This window comes from Amycolatopsis sp. NPDC004772, from assembly GCF_053601215.1.
This window is the reverse complement of sequence record NZ_JBSGBK010000011.1, coordinates 138,586-155,314: the sequence shown is the minus strand read 5'-3', so window position 1 is coordinate 155,314 and position 16,729 is coordinate 138,586. Positions and strand designations below refer to the sequence as shown.

At 71.5% G+C, this 16,729-nt stretch carries 15 protein-coding genes; 7 read left to right on the top strand and 8 right to left on the bottom strand.

What is annotated here, in order from left to right:
• The first annotated feature begins 138 nt into the window (after window positions 1-138).
• From ACWEF6_RS10060 to ACWEF6_RS10050, 3 genes are read left to right on the top strand one after another with little or no spacing between them, the layout of a single operon-like run.
• Window positions 139-1,044 (top strand): carbohydrate ABC transporter permease, encoded by a 906-nt coding sequence (locus tag ACWEF6_RS10060; protein ID WP_449682577.1) that lies wholly within the window; start codon window positions 139-141, stop codon window positions 1,042-1,044.
• Entirely contained in the window at window positions 1,044-1,868 is an 825-nt protein-coding gene (locus ACWEF6_RS10055; protein WP_449682576.1) for a carbohydrate ABC transporter permease, read from the top strand. The genes ACWEF6_RS10060 and ACWEF6_RS10055 overlap by 1 nt, the downstream gene beginning before the upstream one ends.
• Before the next feature lie 15 nt (window positions 1,869-1,883).
• The gene (locus ACWEF6_RS10050; protein ID WP_449682575.1) at window positions 1,884-4,919 is read left to right on the top strand and encodes a glycosyl hydrolase 115 family protein; all 3,036 of its coding nucleotides are present in this window, start codon (window positions 1,884-1,886) and stop codon (window positions 4,917-4,919) included.
• 176 nt (window positions 4,920-5,095) lie between these two features.
• On the opposite strand, the gene ACWEF6_RS10045 is transcribed toward ACWEF6_RS10050, so the two are convergent.
• Window positions 5,096-6,166, bottom strand: coding sequence for a LacI family DNA-binding transcriptional regulator (locus tag ACWEF6_RS10045; protein ID WP_449682574.1), 1,071 nt, complete (start codon window positions 6,164-6,166; stop codon window positions 5,096-5,098).
• Window positions 6,167-6,339: 173 nt separating this feature from the next.
• Here ACWEF6_RS10045 and ACWEF6_RS10040 point away from each other — a divergent pair, with 173 nt between their 5' ends.
• The gene (locus ACWEF6_RS10040) at window positions 6,340-7,263 is read left to right on the top strand and encodes an endo-1,4-beta-xylanase (protein ID WP_449682573.1); all 924 of its coding nucleotides are present in this window, start codon (window positions 6,340-6,342) and stop codon (window positions 7,261-7,263) included.
• An 85-nt stretch (window positions 7,264-7,348) separates the two neighbouring features.
• On the opposite strand, the gene ACWEF6_RS10035 is transcribed toward ACWEF6_RS10040, so the two are convergent.
• The 7 genes from ACWEF6_RS10035 to ACWEF6_RS10005 form a co-directional block, all read right to left on the bottom strand.
• Entirely contained in the window at window positions 7,349-7,945 is a 597-nt protein-coding gene (locus ACWEF6_RS10035) for a polysaccharide deacetylase family protein (protein WP_449682572.1), read from the bottom strand.
• Window positions 7,894-8,826: an acyl-CoA desaturase gene (locus ACWEF6_RS10030; RefSeq protein WP_310972845.1), complete on the bottom strand. Its 933-nt coding sequence runs from the start codon at window positions 8,824-8,826 to the stop codon at window positions 7,894-7,896. The genes ACWEF6_RS10035 and ACWEF6_RS10030 overlap by 52 nt, the downstream gene beginning before the upstream one ends.
• Before the next feature lie 290 nt (window positions 8,827-9,116).
• Complete coding sequence (locus ACWEF6_RS10025; protein ID WP_004558414.1) at window positions 9,117-9,320, bottom strand: cold-shock protein; 204 nt, start codon at window positions 9,318-9,320, stop codon at window positions 9,117-9,119.
• A 100-nt stretch (window positions 9,321-9,420) separates the two neighbouring features.
• Complete coding sequence (locus ACWEF6_RS10020; protein WP_449682571.1) at window positions 9,421-10,716, bottom strand: class I SAM-dependent methyltransferase; 1,296 nt, start codon at window positions 10,714-10,716, stop codon at window positions 9,421-9,423.
• The gene (locus ACWEF6_RS10015) at window positions 10,698-12,080 is read right to left on the bottom strand and encodes an FAD-binding oxidoreductase (RefSeq protein ID WP_449682570.1); all 1,383 of its coding nucleotides are present in this window, start codon (window positions 12,078-12,080) and stop codon (window positions 10,698-10,700) included. The genes ACWEF6_RS10020 and ACWEF6_RS10015 overlap by 19 nt, the downstream gene beginning before the upstream one ends.
• Window positions 12,081-12,172: 92 nt before the next feature.
• Window positions 12,173-12,712 carry a hypothetical protein gene (locus tag ACWEF6_RS10010; RefSeq protein ID WP_449682569.1) on the bottom strand — a complete coding sequence of 180 codons (540 nt, stop codon included), beginning with the start codon at window positions 12,710-12,712 and terminating at the stop codon, window positions 12,173-12,175.
• Entirely contained in the window at window positions 12,709-13,146 is a 438-nt protein-coding gene (locus ACWEF6_RS10005) for a DUF6292 family protein (protein WP_449682568.1), read from the bottom strand. Before ACWEF6_RS10005 ends, ACWEF6_RS10010 begins: the two co-directional genes overlap by 4 nt.
• A gap of 197 nt (window positions 13,147-13,343) precedes the next feature.
• Here ACWEF6_RS10005 and ACWEF6_RS10000 point away from each other — a divergent pair, with 197 nt between their 5' ends.
• From ACWEF6_RS10000 to ACWEF6_RS09990, 3 genes are read left to right on the top strand one after another with little or no spacing between them, the layout of a single operon-like run.
• On the top strand, window positions 13,344-13,757 hold the full coding sequence (locus ACWEF6_RS10000; RefSeq protein WP_449682567.1) for a DUF6292 family protein: 414 nt from the start codon (window positions 13,344-13,346) through the stop codon (window positions 13,755-13,757).
• A 24-nt stretch (window positions 13,758-13,781) separates the two neighbouring features.
• On the top strand, window positions 13,782-15,620 hold the full coding sequence (locus ACWEF6_RS09995) for a S9 family peptidase (RefSeq protein ID WP_449682566.1): 1,839 nt from the start codon (window positions 13,782-13,784) through the stop codon (window positions 15,618-15,620).
• 44 nt (window positions 15,621-15,664) lie between these two features.
• Window positions 15,665-16,621, top strand: a complete 957-nt coding sequence (locus ACWEF6_RS09990; protein WP_449682584.1) for a magnesium transporter CorA family protein — start codon at window positions 15,665-15,667, stop codon at window positions 16,619-16,621.
• Window positions 16,622-16,729: the final 108 nt, after the last annotated feature.

Here is a 16,729-nt window from a genome sequence, read left to right as displayed (position 1 = left end):
GACTGGAGTTAACACTTGTGATCTACATATCTCCTTCGTTACCGCCGAAAACAAGGCGGCGGCGTGAAACTAGTTCCCCCGGCCACGCCCCCGGGGGGGGGGGGGGCGCGGCCGCCCGCGCCGACGGTCCACGCCCGGGTGAAACGCTCCGGTCTCGGCAAACGCCTGGAACTGGTGGTGCTGCTCGGGCCGGCCCTGCTGGTGTTCATCGGGTTCGTCCTGGTGCCGATCGGGATCGCCGCCTTCTACAGCCTGTTCAAGTGGAACGGCTTCGGCGCGCTCGACGACTTCGTGGGCTTCGACAACTACGCCGACGCGTTCAACGGCTCGGTGTTCCAGAGCGCGATCGTGCACAACCTGATCATCGCCGGGTTGTCGATCGTGGTGCAGCTGCCGCTGTCGATCGGGCTGGCGATGTTGCTCAACCGGAAGCTGCGGGGCCGCACCGTGCTGCGCGCCCTGGTGTTCGCTCCCTACGTGCTGTCCGAAGCGATCACCGCGGTCATCTGGTCGCTGATGTTGCAGCCGGGCGCGTTCGCCGACCAGGTGCTGAAGGGTGCCGGGCTCGGTGGGCTGGTGCACAACTGGCTGGCGGACCCGGGCATCGTGCTCTACACGATGTTCGCGGTGATCACCTGGAAGTACATCGGCTTCGGCATCATCCTGCTGCTCGCCGGCCTGCAGGGCGTGCCGGCCGAACTGCGCGAAGCCGCGGCGCTCGACGGCGCGTCGGCGTGGCAGACCACCCGGCACGTCGTGCTGCCGCTGCTCGGCCCGACGATCCGGATCTGGATCTTCCTGTCGGTGATCGGCTCGCTCCAGCTGTTCGACCTGGTCTGGATCATGACCCAGGGCGGCCCGGCCAACGCGTCGACGACGATGGCGACCTACCTGATCGACCACGGCTTCAAGCGCTACGAGTTCGGGTTCGGTTCGGCGGTGGCGGTGATCCTCTTCGTCATCTGCTTCCTGTTCGCCCTGCTCTACCAGCGGTTCGCGCTCCGCCGCGACACCGAGGGCGCCCTGACCAGGATGGTGGGCTGATGCGGTCCGGCAAGTTCGGCCTGTCGATGGGCTACCTCGCGGCGATCGTCGTCATCGGCGTGACGGTCGTGCCGCTGCTGTTCGTCGTGCTCGGCGGGTTCCGCACCAACGCCCAGATCAACTCCGACCCGGCCGGGCTGCCCGGCCCGTGGGTGACCGACAACTACGCCTCGGTCCTGGGCTCGAGCGCGTTCTGGACGTTCCTGGGCAACAGCGCACTGATCGCCGTGATCGCGACCGCGGTCGCGGTCGCCCTCGGGTCGATGGCCGGGTACGCCCTGTCGCGGTACCAGTTCAAGGGCCGCGAGGCGTTGTACACGCTGTTCACCATCGGCTTGCTGTTCCCGCTGACGGTGGCGACGCTGCCGCTGTACCTGTGGCTGCGCCAGCTGGGCATGCTCGAGAGCTTCTGGGGGGTGGCGATCCCCGAGGCGGCGTTCTCGCTGCCGGTGACGATCGTGATCCTGCGGCCGTTCATGCACGCGATCCCGGGCGAGATCGAGGACGCGGCCGTGCTCGACGGCGCCACCCGGCTCGGGTTCTTCTGGCGGATCCTGCTGCCGCTGTCGACGCCCGCGCTCACCACGGTCGCCGTGCTCGCCTTCGTCACCAGCTGGAACGCCTACCTGCTGCCGCTGCTGGTGTTCAACGACTCCGGGCACTTCACGCTCCCGCTCGGCGTCGCGATGTTCCAGTCCCAGTTCTCCCAGGACACCGCCAGGGTGCTCGCGTTCACCGCCCTGTCGGCGATCCCGGCGCTCGCGTTCTTCGTGCTCGCCGAACGGCGCATCGTCGGCGGGCTGACCGGATCCGTGAAGGGCTGACTCAGGAGGTCTCCCGTGCCGTCCGAGGTACACCGCCGTGCCTTCCTGCAACTACTCGCCGTGGCCGGGGCGGCGGGGTCCGTCACCGTGCCGGGCCTTGCTGAGGCCGGGACCGGCTTCCCGCTGGTGGCACGGGGAAAGGCCGCGACGATCGTGGTCGGCTCGGGCGACCTCCCCGGCGTACGGCGGGTCGTGGGCGACCTGGCCGCCGACATCGAGCGAGTGACCGGCGTGCGGCCCGCGGTGTCGGCCGACGTCGTCCCCGCGCACGGCCCGGTCGTCGTGGTCGGCACGCTGGGCCACAGCCCGCTGGTCGACGACCTGGTCGCGGCGGGCAAGCTCGACGTCACCGGGATCGCCGGGAAGTGGGAGACGTCGCTGAGCCAGGTCGTCGACGGCCGGCTCGTGCTCACCGGCAGCGACCAGCGTGGCGTGATCTACGGCGTCTACGAGGTTTCCCGGCGCATCGGCGTTTCGCCCTGGTACTGGTGGGCGGACGTGCCGCCGCGCAAGCAGGCGGAGCTGCACCTGCCGGGCGAGCGGTTCAGCCTCGGCACCCCGAACGTGAAGTACCGCGGGTTCTTCATCAACGACGAGAACCCGGCGCTGGGCACCTGGGCCCCGGCGTACTTCGGCCCGGGCCAGGCGCCCGGGTTCCCGAACGGCTTCAACCACCTGTTCTTCGCCAAGGTCTTCGAGACCATGCTCCGGCTGCGGGCCAACTACCTGTGGCCGGCGGTGTGGGGGCGGGCGTTCGCCGAGGACGACCCGCTCAACCACGCGACGGCCAAGGAGTACGGCATCGTGATGGGCACCTCGCACGAGGCGCCGATGATGCGCGGGATCGAGGAGTGGAACCGGCACGCGGTGCCGGCGGTCCGCGACGCGGCCGGGAACATCACCACGCCGGGCCACGACCCGTACGGCGGCACGGGGGAGTGGAGCTTCCGCCGCAACGGCGAGGCGATCAAGGCCTACTGGACCGACGGCATCCGCCGGATGGCCCGCGAGGACTTCGAAGGCGTCGTCACGCTCGGCATGCGCGGCAACGGCGACGTCGGCCTGCCCGACGGCGACGGCATCGAGCTGATGCGCGAGATCATCGCCACCGAGCGGGAGATCCTGGCGCGCGAGCTCTCGACGGACGTCCCGCAGGTCTGGACGCTGTACAAGGAAGTCCAGCGGTACTGGGCGAAGGGCCTGCGCCCGCCGGACGACGTCATCGTCGTGTTCACCGACGACAACTGGGGCAACATCCGCAAGATGCCCGACCGGTCGCTGCCGCCGCACCCCGGCGGGTACGGGCTGTACTACCACTTCGACTACGTCGGCGGCGGCCGCAACTACAAGTGGGTCGACACCGCGCTGCTGGCGAACACCTGGGAGCAGCTGCACCAGGCGTTCGCCTACGGCAACGACCGGCTGTGGGTGGCCAACGTCGGGGACATGAAGGGCAACGAGCTGCCGCTGCAGTTCTTCCTCGACTACGCCTGGGACCCCGCTTCGCTGCCGGTCGAGCGACTGTCCACTTGGGAGCGTTCGTTCGCGTCGGAGAACTTCGGTGCGGGGCTGGCCGGCGACGTCGCCGCGGTGTTGCACGACTACGGGCGCCTGCAGTCCCGCCGCAAGCCGGAGCTGCTGAACCGGCGGATCACGGTGGACCCGGCCGGCACGATCACCTACGACGACCAGATGACGCCGTTCAGCCGGGTCAACTACCGCGAGCTGGACCGGGTCACGCAGGAGTGGCAGGACCTCTCGGCGCGGGCGGAGAAGATCTCCGCGCGGCTGCCCGCGGCCTACCGGGATGCCTTCTACGAGCTGGTGCTCTACGCGACGAAGGCGACGGCGAACCTGTACGCGCTGCGGCGCGCCGAATTCACCAACCTGCTCTACGCCGCTCAGGGGCGGGCTTCGGCGAACGGCCTCGCCGCCGTCACGGAGGCCCGCTTCGCCGACGATCTCGCGCTGGCGGAGAAGTACAACACCGGGATCGCAGGCGGAAAGTGGAAGGGCTTCCAGACCCAGCCGCACATCGACTACGGCGACGTCGAGCGCTACGGGCCGAACGCGCCGTGGCAACAGCCGGAGAAGGACAACGTGGCCCTGCCGGACGTGATCTTCCCGGCGGTGAAACGCCTCAACCTGCCGGCGGCGGCGTCGCTGGGGGTCGCCGTCGACGGCTCCGAGCAGGCGTGGCCGGGTGCGCCCGGGCGTCCGGTGCTGCCGGAGTTCAGCCCGTACCAGAGTGCGCCGCCGCAGTACGTCGACGTCTTCAACCGCGGCCGGGAACCGTTCCGCTGCAAGGTTTCCGCCGGAGCGCCGTGGGTGCTGATCGAGCCGCGCGGCGGCCGGGTGACCGAGGAGCTGCGGATGACCGTCCGGATCGACTGGGCCCGGGCTCCGAAGAGCGCGACGACGGTCCCGATCACGGTGTCGGGCGCGGGCGGCTCGGTGGTGGTGGACGCGGTGGTGCGCAACCCGGCGCTGCCGCCGTCGTGGCGGCGCGGGTTCGTCGAGGCCGGCGGGTACGTGTCGATGGAGGCCGAGCACTGCAGCGCCACCATCGGGACGGCGGACGCCGGCTGGCGGCGCATCCCGGACATCGGACGGACCGGCGCGGGGATGACCCCGTTCCCGGTGACGGCGGGGAGCCGCGCACCGGGGACGGGGCCGCGCCTGGAGTACCGGGCGACGCTGTTCACGACCGGGCCGGTGACGGTGTGGGCGTACCTGTCCCCGCGCAGCAACGTGCTCCCGGGCGACGGGCTGAGGTACGCGGTCTCGTTCGACGACGCGGAACCGCAGGTCGTCAACATCACGACGGCCACGGGCGCGGACGACACGGCCATGAACCGGCAGTGGGAACGGACCACTTCGGACAACGTGAACCTGACCTCGACGCGCCACACGATCGAGGCCGCGGGGCCGCACGTGCTGAAGTTCTGGATGGTCGACCCGGCGGTGGTCCTGCAGAAGCTGGTGATCGACACCGGCGGGCTGAGGCCGAGTTACCTGGGGCCACCGGAGAGCACACGGTGGCCGTGGTGAGCGGGAGTGGCCCGGGTCCGCGCCGTCGGGCAACGCTGCCGGACGCCCGCTCGAACGCCCGCCCGCCGGGGGCGCCCCCCGAATTCCACTCTACCGGTGGGCACCGACAGTTCCGGGGCCCGGAAGCCGCTGATCGACCGGCGCCGCGCCCGCCGGCCGTGGATCAGCCGCGATCGTCAGCTCGCGCCGCCGGTCAGCACCCGGTAACCCCGGTGGGCCGGCGCCGCCGTGCTGTGCCGGACGACCAGGCTGGTCGCCAGCTCCAGGCGGTGGCTCTCCGGATCGACCCCGCGGGCCAGCGAAATCGCCAGCCGGGCGCCGGCCGCCGCCATCTCCTGCAGGGGCTGGCGGACCGTCGTCAGCTCCGGGGTCAGCCAGCGGGCGATCGGCAGGTCGTCGAAGCCCACCACGGAAAGGTCGTCCGGGATGCGCAGCCCCGCGTCGCGCGCCGCCTCGTACACGCCGAGGGCCTGCAGGTCGCTGCCGGCGAACACCGCCGTCGGCCGGTCCGGGAGGGTGAGCAGTGATGCCAGTTCCCGGTAGCCGGCCCGGACGTGGAAGTCGCCGCGGCGCACCAGCGCCGGGTCGAAGGCCAGGCCGGCCGTCTCCAGCGCCGTGCGGTACCCGTCGATCCGGGCCCGGCTGCACAGCACCCCCTCCGGGCCGCCGATCATCGCGATCCGGCGGTGGCCCAGGTCCACGAGGTGCCGGGTGGCCGTCAGCCCGCCCTGCCAGTTCGTCGCCCCGATCGAGGGCGTCTCCGGTCCCGGCGCACCGGCCGGGTCGACCACGACCAGCGGGATGTCCCGGGCCCGGAGCTTCGCCAGCTGCCCGCCGGTGAAGTCCGAGCACACCGAAACGATGCCGACCGGCCGCCGGGCGAGGACGCTCTCCAGCCAGCTCTGCCCGGGCGTGTGCCGGCCCGACGATTCCGCCAGCACGACCGCCATTCCGTTTTCGCGGGCGACGCACTCGACGCCGCGGATGATTTCAAGAGCCCAGGTGCTTTCGAGTTCGTGGAACATCAGTTCCAGGAGCCGGGAACGGCGGGAACGTTCGTCGGCGCGGCGCCGGTACCCGTATTTCCCGATGACGGCTTCGACGCGGGCGCGCGTGCTTTCGGCGACGTCGGGGCGCCCGTTCAACACTTTCGAAACTGTCGGGACGGAGACACCGGTCTCGGCGGCGATCCGGGCGATGGTCACCCGGGTCTCGGTCGGCTCGAGCTCGTCAGACTTCGTTGTCATGGAGGAGATTCTAGGTCATCGAAACCTGATTTGAAACGGTTGGAAAGTTTCGGAGCACCATTGTCTCGCGGAGGATGAAGATGCTGGGAAGAATTCCTAAGAAACGGCTCATGCTGGCGGTGGCGGCCACTCTGGGTATTGCGGTGTGGCAGGCGCCTGCGGCATCTGCGTCAGTGCCGCTGCAATACACCACGAACCGTTACGTCGGCAGCGCGGTGGCCGCCGCGTACCTCGCTTCGGAAACCGATTACCGGGCGGTGCTCACCCGCGAATTCGACAACGTGACGCCGGAAAACGAGATGAAGTGGGGCACGATCGAAGCCGTGCGGGGCCAGTACGACTGGTCCGGCGCGGACGCGATCGTCAAGTACGCGCAAGCGCACCACAAGACCGTCCGCGGGCACACGCTGGTCTGGCACTCCCAGCTCCCGGACTGGGTCGGCGCGCTGCCCGCCGACGAGCTGCGGCGGGTGCTGCGCGACCACATCACCACGGAAGTCAAGCGGTACAAGGGAAAGATCCGCGCCTGGGACGTCGTCAACGAGATCTTTAACGAGGACGGCACCCGGCGTGACACGGTCTTCCGGCAGAAGCTCGGCGACGGCTTCGTCGCCGACGTCTTCCGCTGGGCGCACGCGGCCGACCCGCACGCGAAGCTCTACATCAACGACTACAACATCGAAGGGATCAACCCGAAGAGCGACGCGGTGTACGACCTGGTGAAGACGCTGCGGCGGCAGGGCGTGCCGATCGACGGCGTCGGCATCCAGGGGCACCTGTCGATCCAGTACGGCTTCCCCGGCCAGTACCGCGAAAACCTGGCCCGCTTCGCCAAGATCGGCGTGGAGACCGCGGTCACCGAGGCGGACGTCCGGATCCCGACCCCGGCCGACCCGGCCAAGCTCGCCACCCAGGCGAGCTACTTCGGGCAGCTGTGGGACGGCTGCCACGCCGTCCGCAAGTGCGTCGAGTTCACGACGTGGGGCTTCACCGACCGGCACTCGTGGGTCCCGGACGTCTTCCCGGGCGAAGGGGCGGCCTGCCTCTTCGACGAGAACCTGCGCCCGAAGCCCGCGTACTTCGCCCTCAACCCCTGACCCACCTCCGGTCGCCGGTGCCGCGAATGACTCATTCGGGACCTCCGAGGCCGCGAATGAGTCAGTCGCGACCTCCGGGCGGCGGTCACCGCAGGGGGACCGGGCCGGGCCGCAGCCCGCGCTCGGTGAGCGCGGCGAGGATGCGAGGGACCGCATCGAGGGTGGCCGGGCGGCCTTCGTGCATCAGCACGACGCCGCCCGGCTGCGCTTCCCCGGCCGCGGCGACGATCTCGTCCGCGGGGCAGCCGGCCCAGTCGCGGGTGTCGACCGTCCACAGCACCTCGGTGAGCCCTTGCGCCGCAACGGTTTCCGCGACCTCCGGGCCGGTGTCGCCGTAGGGCGGCCGGAACAGGACCGGGCGGGTGCCGGTGAGCTCGGCGAGGAGGTCCTGCGTGCGCCGGACCTCCTCGGCGCGGGCCTCCGGGCCAAGGGTGGTCAGCCGCGGGTGGGTCCAGGTGTGGTTGCCGATCACGTGCCCGGCCGCGGCGATCGCCCGGACCAGGCCGGGGTGCGCCTCGGCGTGCTCGCCCCACAGGAAGAACGTCGCCGGTGTCCCGTCGAGGGCGGCCAGCAGCGCGGGGGTCGTCTCCGGGTACGGGCCGTCGTCGAAGGTCAGCGCGACGGTGTCCATCAGCGGGCCAGCGCGGCCAGCCGCTTCGCCGTCGGCCAGCGCACGTTCCACGCCCAGCCCAGCTTCTCGAACACCCAGATCACCCGCGCGGAGACGTCGAGCTGGCCGCGCAGCACGCCGTGCCGGGCCGACGTCGGGTCGGCGTGGTGGGTGTTGTGCCAGGACTCGCCCATCGACAGGATGGCCAGCGGCCAGAAGTTCGCCGAGCGGTCGCGGCTGGCGAACGGGCGCTCACCGATCATGTGGCAGATCGAGTTCACCGACCACGTCACGTGGTGCTGGAACGAGATCCGTGCCAGGCCCGCCCACAGGAACGCGGTCAGCGCACCCCACCACGACAGCGTGATCAGGCCGCCGAGCAGCGGCGGGAGCAGCAGGCTCAGCACCACCCACAGCGGGAAGAGCCGGTCGACGACGCGCAGGTCGCGGTCGGCGGCCAGGTCCGGGGCGAACCGGTCGACGTTGGTCTTGTCGCGGCCGAAGAGCCAGCCCATGTGCGCGTGCCAGAACCCGCGGGCCAGCGCCAGCGGCGAGGTCCCGAACAGCCACGGCGAGTGCGGGTCGCCTTCGCGGTCGGAGAAGGCGTGGTGGCGCCGGTGGTCGGCGACCCAGACGAGCACCGGACCCTGCGCCGCGAGCCCGCCGGCGACGGCCAGCGCGATCCGCAGCGCCCGCTTCGCGCGGAAGGAGCCGTGGGTGAAGTAGCGGTGGTAACCGACGGTGATCCCGAGCGTCGAGACCACGAAGAACGCGCCGGCGATGGTGAGGTCGAGCCAGCTGACGCCCCAGCCCCAGAACACCGGGACGGCGACGGCCAGCGCGAGGAACGGGACCAGCAGGAACGTGCGGATGGTGATGAGCTCGGGGATCGTCTGCTTGCCGGAGAGGACGGGCTTCGGGGCCGGCCGGGCTGCCTTCACGGAGGCGGTCATGCACTACTCGATTCGAGGTCTACGCCGCGCGGGGGCGCGGGAGGCCGGGGAGCGGAACACCCGGCGGTCAACGGTCTGCGGGTGGCCGGGCGCGTCACCGCTCCTGCCGGTGATCTGCCTCGGATGGCCACGGTGCGAGAGTGAGGCCGACCGGACGCCGGCACACGGGGGGTGCTCTCGTACCCGGTCCACGTTACCTGATCGTTGTGAATCCGCAGTGTGGTCGGAGCCCGGGAACGAGTAAGGCCCCCGCCCCTGGTCGGGGCGAGGGCCTCAGGCTGCCTCGTGGCTCAGATGACGCTGACGCGCTGGGCCTGCGGGCCCTTCTGGCCCTGGCCGATTTCGAACTCCACGCGCTGACCCTCGTCGAGCGACTTGAAGCCGCTGCCCTGGATCTCGGAGTAGTGGACGAACACGTCCGGACCCCCGCCGTCCTGCGCGATGAAGCCGAAGCCCTTTTCGCCGTTGAACCACTTGACACTGCCCTGAGCCATACCAATACCTACTCTTTGTAGTGAGCCTGGGCGTCCCGTTCGGACACCCGGTCTCACCCCCATCCTTCCATTGCGCGTCCGGAGTGGCCACCCCCGGTGGTCAAACTCCCCAATCGGGTCGCAGCGGCATGCCCATTCCGCCGTCGCTATCGGTCCGCACGCCCAGGATGTGGTGCAGTTCGATCTCGCGGCGTTCGAAGGCCAGCCGGCAGGCCGCGAGGTAGAGCGCCCACACCCGGCTGCGCCCGGCGCCCGCCTCGGCGACGGCCTCGTCCCAGTTCGCGTCGAGGTTGGCGCACCACCCGGCGAGGGTCTTCGCGTAGTGCTCGCGGAAGTTCTCCGCGTGCCGCACCTCCAGGCCGGCGTCGTGCATGGCCGTCATCAGCTCGCCGGGGGCCTCGAGCTCGCCGTCGGGGAAGACGTAGCGGTCGATGAACCCGCGCGAGCGGTGCGCGACGCTGGTGTCCGGGTTGGTGATGCAGTGGTTTAGCAGCCGTCCGTGCGCCTTGAGCTTGCCGGCCAGGAAGCGGAAGTAGCCGGGCACGTTGCGGGCCCCGATGTGCTCGGTCAGGCCGATCGAGGAGATCGCGTCGAACCCGGTCTCGGTGACGTCCCGGTAGTCCTGGTGGCGGATCTCGGCGCGGTCGGCGATACCCAGCGCGACGATGTTCTTCTGCGCCCACTGGGCTTGTTCACGCGAAAGGGTGACACCGATGGCTTCGACGCCGTAGTGGCGGACGGCGTGCGCCACCATCCCGCCCCAGCCGCAGCCGACGTCGAGCAGCTTCATCCCGGGCTTGAGGCCGAGCTTCTTGCAGACGAGGTCGAACTTGTGCGCCTGCGCCTCCTCCAGGGTGGCGTCCTCGTGCGGGAACACCGCGCACGTGTAGGCCATCGACGGGCCGAGGACCAGCTCGTAGAACCGGTTGGACACGTCGTAGTGGCTGGCGATGGCCTCGCTGTCGCGCTCCTTCGAGTGCCGCAGCGCGGTCAGCCCGCGCCGGAACCGGCTCGGGTGCTCCTCGGCCGGTGGCTTGACCAGCCGCAGGTGGCGCGGGCCGAGCTTGCGCAGCAGCCACAGCCGGTCGGCCGGGGTGAGCTGGTCGACCTGCGCGGCCAGCGCGTGCAGCGCCGTGTAGAGGTCGCCGGTGACGTCGAGCGCGCCGGCGACGTACGCGCGGGCGAGGCCGAGGTCGCCGGGGGAGGACATGAGGTAGTCCAGGGCCAGCGGCGAGCGCACCTCGATGGCCACCGGCGCGTCGGCCGGGCCGCTGCGGCTGCCGTCGTAGGCGGTGATCGACACCTCGGCGCGGGGTCCGAGCAGCCGCTCGAAGACGGCGCCGACGGTGATGTTCTCCTGGGTCACGTTCGTTCCTTTCACCGGCGGCGGACGCATTTTTCGTAGAGGCCGAGCAGCCGCTCGCGCGGGTCGTAGGCGCGCTTCAGCTCGCGGTAGGCGTCGCCGTTGTAGAGCCGCCAGAACTCGTCCTCGGTGTAGAAGCTGTCCGAGTAGAGCGACTTGTGCCCGCCGAGGCGGGTGACCTCGGCTTCGATCATCCGGTTGTGCACGCCGTCGCGCTCGCCGGGGTCGAGGGGCACGGCCGACCAGAACCCGAAGTTGACGTACAGCTCTTCGGGGTCCAGTTCGTACAGCGGCCAGCGGACGCCACCGGGCCGCTGGCGCAGCGGACAGATCCAGACCGGGCTGATCGGGATTTCGCGTTCGAAGAACTCGAGGAACTCCGCGGCCCGGTCGAGCGGGACCTCGATGTCCTGCACGATCGTCTCCTCCGGCGGCAGCCGCCGGAGCTTCAGCAGCCGCTCGGCGATCCGGAACCGGCGATCGAGCGCGACGGCCTTCCAGTACACCGAGGACCGCAGGAACCGGCGGCCGAGCAGCAGCCGCGGCAGCCGGTGCTGGACGCCGAACGCGCGCGAGCACCAGAACCAGTCGGTGTCCCAGCGCCAGAGGTAGTCCCGGACCGTGAGGTGGTCGGTCCCGCGGCGCTGGATGGACCGGTAGTAGATGTCCAGCCAGGTGTAGTCGCTGGTGGCGGACGCGGTGTCGGTGAACGTCCCGAGCGTCAGGTACAGCTCGTCCGGCCCGAAGACGGTGCCGTCGACGAAGTCGTTCTCACCGCTGTCGCAGGCTTCGCGCAGGGCGGTGAAGTAGGTGGCCCGGTCGTGGAAGCGGACGTGGCGCAGCGCAACGAACGGTTTGACCGGTTCGAGCAGGATCTTCAGCCGGAGCGCGTAGCCGAGGGTGCCGTAGGAGTTCGGGAAGCCGTGGAACAGGTCGCGGTGCTCGTTGTCCGGCGTGGCGACGACGATCCGGCCGTCCCCGGTGAGCACCTCGAGCTCCAGCACCGACTCGTGCGGCATGCCGTTGCGGAAGGACGAGGACTCGATGCCGAGCCCGGTCACCGCGCCGCCGAGCGTGATGGTCTTCAGCTGCGGCACGACCAGCGGCATCAGCCCGTGCGGCAGGGTGGCGTCGACGAGCTGCTCGTAGGTGACCATCCCTTCGACGTCGGCGGTGCGGGCCCCGGGGTCGACGTGCAGCACGTGGGCGAACCCGGAGACGTCCAGCCCGGGGTGCTTCGCGGCGGCCCGGGAGCGGAACAGGTTGGAGGTCCGCTTCGCGAGCCGGACGGTCGCTTCGCCGTCGATCGCGGTGAGCTGCCGTCTCAGTGCGTCGACGCGGGCTTCGTGCGCGGGGAAAGCCGGGGCTTCCGGCGCCCCGGCCTGATCGATGGTCACCCCCTGATCCTGCCTCACCGGGGGCCGTGGTGGCGCGCCGGACGTCGTGAAAAGACTCATTCCCGTAAGCGGTTCACGACGCCGGACGCGCATCAGGCGACGGCGCGGAGCGGCGTTTGCTCCCCGAGGACCGATTCGGCCTCGGCGAGGAAGGCGTCGATCCGCCGCAGCCGGTCGGCGGTGCGCCGTTCGACGGCGGCCAGCCGGTCGGCCCGGCGGCGGGCGTCGTCGACGATCCGGTAGGCCCGCGCGCGGGCGTCGGCGGTGCGCCGCTCGGCGGCCTCATCCGCTTCGGCGACGATTGCGGCGGCCCGCTCCCGAGCCGTGACCACGATCTCGCCGGCTTCCGCGTGCGCCAGTTCCAGCAGGTGCCGGACGCGGTCGCCGACGGCGGCCGGGTCGGCGGGTTCGCGGCACAGCCGGTCGGCGCGGGCGCTCAGCTCGGCGTGGTCGGTGCGGGCCCGCTCGAGCTGCCGCGCGAGGTGTTCGGCCTCGGCGACGGCCGCGTCCCGGTCGGTGGTGAGCAGGCGGATTTCGGCGAGGAGTTCGTCGATCCGCTCGTCGACCTGCGCGCGGTCGTAGCCGCGGAAGGTGAGCGCGAAGCTCTCGGGCAGCGGCAGCGGCGCCGTCATCGGGCCGCGGCCGGCCGGCGCAGCAGGGCGGCGAGTTCGGCGGCGTCGCCCGCGGTCCGGAGCTCGACGGGGTCGGGACGTCCCACGGTGTGGTCGTCTTCGTGCAGAGCGGTGACGAACTGCGCGACCCGGCGCGGCGACGGGACGACGGTGGGGCCGCCCAGGTGGCGCAGGACGATCAGGTCCTCGCCGGAGTGCGTCTCGATCGCGGCCGCCCAGCCGCGTTCCTCGTCCCACAGCAGGGCCACGTCGCGGTCGGGGTAGTGCGGCAGCCGGGTGTCGAGGGCGACGTAGGCCGAGACCGGGCGGTCGTGGTCGAGGGTGCAGGACTCGAGGCCGATCCCGAGCTCGGCGGTGACGTCGCGGAGGTAGCCGAGCAGCGCGGGGACGGCGGGGTGCTGGTAACCGGTCGGGAGTTCGATCGATGCGGTCACGGGGTCATGGTGCCTTTCTCTCGGGTGGTTCCGTTCTAACATGTCGTCATTTCGATGACAAGAAAGATGTCGCCGGATGGACGACATCTCGCCTGGCGGGAGCTGTCCGGTTCGCCGGATTGAGCGGCGGTACCCCGGGGTACCCGATCGGGCGACCGCGGAAGATCCCGCGGCGCAATGGGGAAAGCGAGGCGGCGTTGAGCATTCTGATCGACTTCGGGCGCGACACGGAGTTCTCGTTCGAGCGGCGGTTGCGCGGCTACGTGGGGGCGGTGGCCCGGGCCGTGGGGGTGGGCCTGGAGTCCTGCACGCTCGACGCGGGCACCCCCGCGGCGGCCTACATCGCCCTCGACTGGCGCCTGTCCCGCTTCCCCGGCCACGACCTGGCCCTGGTCTGGGACGAAGTCCACGGCTGGGCGGCGGCGATCGAAGACACCACCGGGGCGACGGTCCTGACCTACCTGGGTGGCGAGGTCTTCCCGGAACCCCGCGCGGTGGTCCGCTTCCTGGCGGCGGTCCGCGCGGACGACCCGGACGCGGGGGCGCCGGAGGCCCCGGTCCTGCGCGAAGCGGGCGGCCACGAGCACCTGCTGGCCGCGGGCCGGAGTTGATCGGTTTCGGGCACACTGGGGCCCATGGGGGAGCTGACGGCGGAAGCCGTGGTCGACCGGATGGTGCCGAAGACGCCGCGGGTGTCACCGGACGGCCGGTGGGTGGTGTTCGCGAGTTCGCCGGTGGGGCAGCCGGGGCAGCACCCGGTGAGCGAGGTGCGGGCCGGTCCCGTGGACGCGAGTGCGCCGCCCCGCGAGCCGGCGCCGAGTGCGGCGGAAGACCGGGAACCGCGGTGGTCGCCGGATTCCGCGTCGGTCTGCTTCCTCTCCGACCGGGCTGAGCGCGGGACCGCACAGCTGTACCGGGTGGCCCGGGAAGGCGGCGAGCCGGAGCAGCTGACGGACTGGCCGGCGGGAATCCACGAGTACGCGCTGCTGCCGGACGGCGCGGTGGTACTCGTCGCACCGGCGGAGAAGGAAGCGGCCGACCCTCGGGTTCGCGTGGCCGGCCCGGCCGGAACACCCACGTGGGACAGCGTCGACCCGCCTGATCGCCTGTGGCTCCTCGATCCGTCGACCCGCGGCCTCCGCCCCCTCGGCGACTTCGGCCCGCGGCACGTCGTCGAAGTCGCCGCGCGGCCGGACGGGCACACCCTCGCCGTGCTCACCTGGTCGGTCGCCGATCGGGAGCCTGGGCTCTACAACGCCGCTTTGCACCTCGTCGACGCCGTCACCGGGGCCCGGCAGGAGCTCGGCGTCCCGGCGGCGGAAGCCGCGTCCCCCACCTGGTGGCGCGACGACGCCGGCTGGCGCCTGGCCTACCTCGGCATCACCCCGCCCGGCCTGATCGGCGGCCGGGCGATCTTCGACGACGGCCACCGGAACCTCACCGCCGGGATGAGCGGGTGCCCGGTCGGACTGGCCGGGGCCGGGGACGGCCGGCTGCTCGCCCTGTTCGCCGACGGCCTCGACACGTCGATCCGGCGCTTCGACCCCGCCGCCGGCACCTTCACCGAGCTCGGCGGCGCGACCGGCAGCCTGGTGGACCTGAGCGCGAGCGGGGACACCATCGCCGTCGTCGGGAGCGGCGCCACCGAACCCGACGCCGTCCACTGTGGACCGCCGGGTGGCCCGCTCACCCGCATCGGCGAGCCGCCGGTGCCCGGGATCCGGTGGGGCGCCCAGGAACGCCTGTCCTACCGGGCGGGCGACGGCCTGGACCTCGACGGCCTCCTGGTCCTGCCGCCCGGCCGGACCCGCGCCGACGGGCCCTTCCCGCTCGTCACCCTGGTCCACGGCGGCCCGTACGACCGCTACGCCGACCGGTTCCAGCTCGGGTGGTTCCGCCACGGCCAGTGGCTGGCCGCGGCCGGGTTCGCGGTGTTCCTCCCGAATCCCCGCGGCGGCCTCGGCCACGGTCACGCCTTCGCGGCGAGCGTCGCCGGCGACGTCGGGGGCGCGGAGTTCACCGACCTCCTCGCCGGCATCGACCTGCTCGTCGAGGCGGGCGTCGCCGACGGAGACCGGCTCGGGATCGGCGGAGGCAGCCACGGCGGGTTCATGGCCGCCTGGGCCGTCACGCAGACGGACCGCTTCAAGGCGGCCGTCGTCAACGCGGGCATCGCCGACTGGCCGCTGCTCGCCGCGACCGGGGAGTGCGGCCGGTACGACCGCGCCCTCGGCGGCCGGGAGAACAGCCCGATCACCCACGCCCACCGGATCCGGACACCGGTGCTCATCGTGCACGGCGAGGACGACACCAACGTCCCGCTGTCGCAGGCCGAACTCCTGCACCACGCGCTCGGCGACCGGCCGCACGAGTTCGTCGTCTACCCCCGGGAGGGCCACTCCCTGCGCGAACGCGGCCACCAGCTCGACTACCTGCACCGCGCCCGCGCCTGGTTCTGCGCGTGGCTGGCTTGAACCCCGCCGCCGCGGGGTAACCGGAGGGGGTGACCAGGACCCGGGTGTACCGCGACGGCGTGGTGCAGAAGGAAGACTTCCCCGTCGAGGACGTCTCGGAGTTCCTCGCCGAACCGGGCACCACGGTATGGGTGGACCTCTGCGCGCCGACCGAGGCGGATCTGGCGGAGCTCGCCGACGAACTGGGCCTGCACCGGCTCGCCGTCGAGGACGCGGTGTCCGAACACCAGCGGCCCAAGCTCGACCGCTACGACGGCCACGCCTTCCTCGCCGCCTACGCGGTGCGGTTCGACGCGGGGAGCGGCGAGGTCACGACCGCCGAGCTCGGCGCCTTCGTCACGCCGCGGGCGCTGGTCACCGTGCGCAAGGACGACGGCTTCGACATCGAGCCGGTGGTGCGCGCCTGGGACCAGGCGCCGGAGCTGGCGAAGTCGGGTGTCCCGTTCCTGCTGCACGGCCTGCTCGACCACGTCGTCGACGGGCAGTACGAGGCCGTCCAGGCGCTCGACGACGAGGTCGAGGCCCTGGAGGACCTGGTCTTCGAGGACCGCCCGGACTCGTCGGAGCTGCAGCGCCGTTCGTTCCGGCTGCGCAAGAGCCTCACCGCGCTGCGCCGCGTGGTGCTGCCGATGCGCGAGGTGCTCAGCTCCCTGATGCGGCCGGACCTGCAGCTGGCCGACGAGCTGACCCGGCCGTACTTCGAGGACGTCCACGACCACGCCCGCCAGGCCGCGGAGCAGACGGAGGCGCTGCGCGAGCTGATCGCGACGGTCCGGGAGACCCAGCTGAACCTGCAAGGCAACCGGCTGAACCTGGTCATGAAGAAGGTGACGGGCTGGGCCGCGGTGATCGCCGTGCCGACCGCGGTCACCGGCTTCTACGGCCAGAACGTGCCGTACCCGGGCAACGGCGCCCCGAGCGGCTTCTGGACGTCGACGGTCGTGGTGCTGGTGCTGTCGTTCGGCCTGTACGGAGTCTTCAAGAAGAAGGACTGGCTCTGAGGTGAACCCGGCTCCGCCCGAGGCGGCCGATCCACTGTGGAGTGTCCACACCGGACACCGAATGCGGGCGCGGTGAACCCCGGCGACGGCGGCTGCGCGCACGTCACC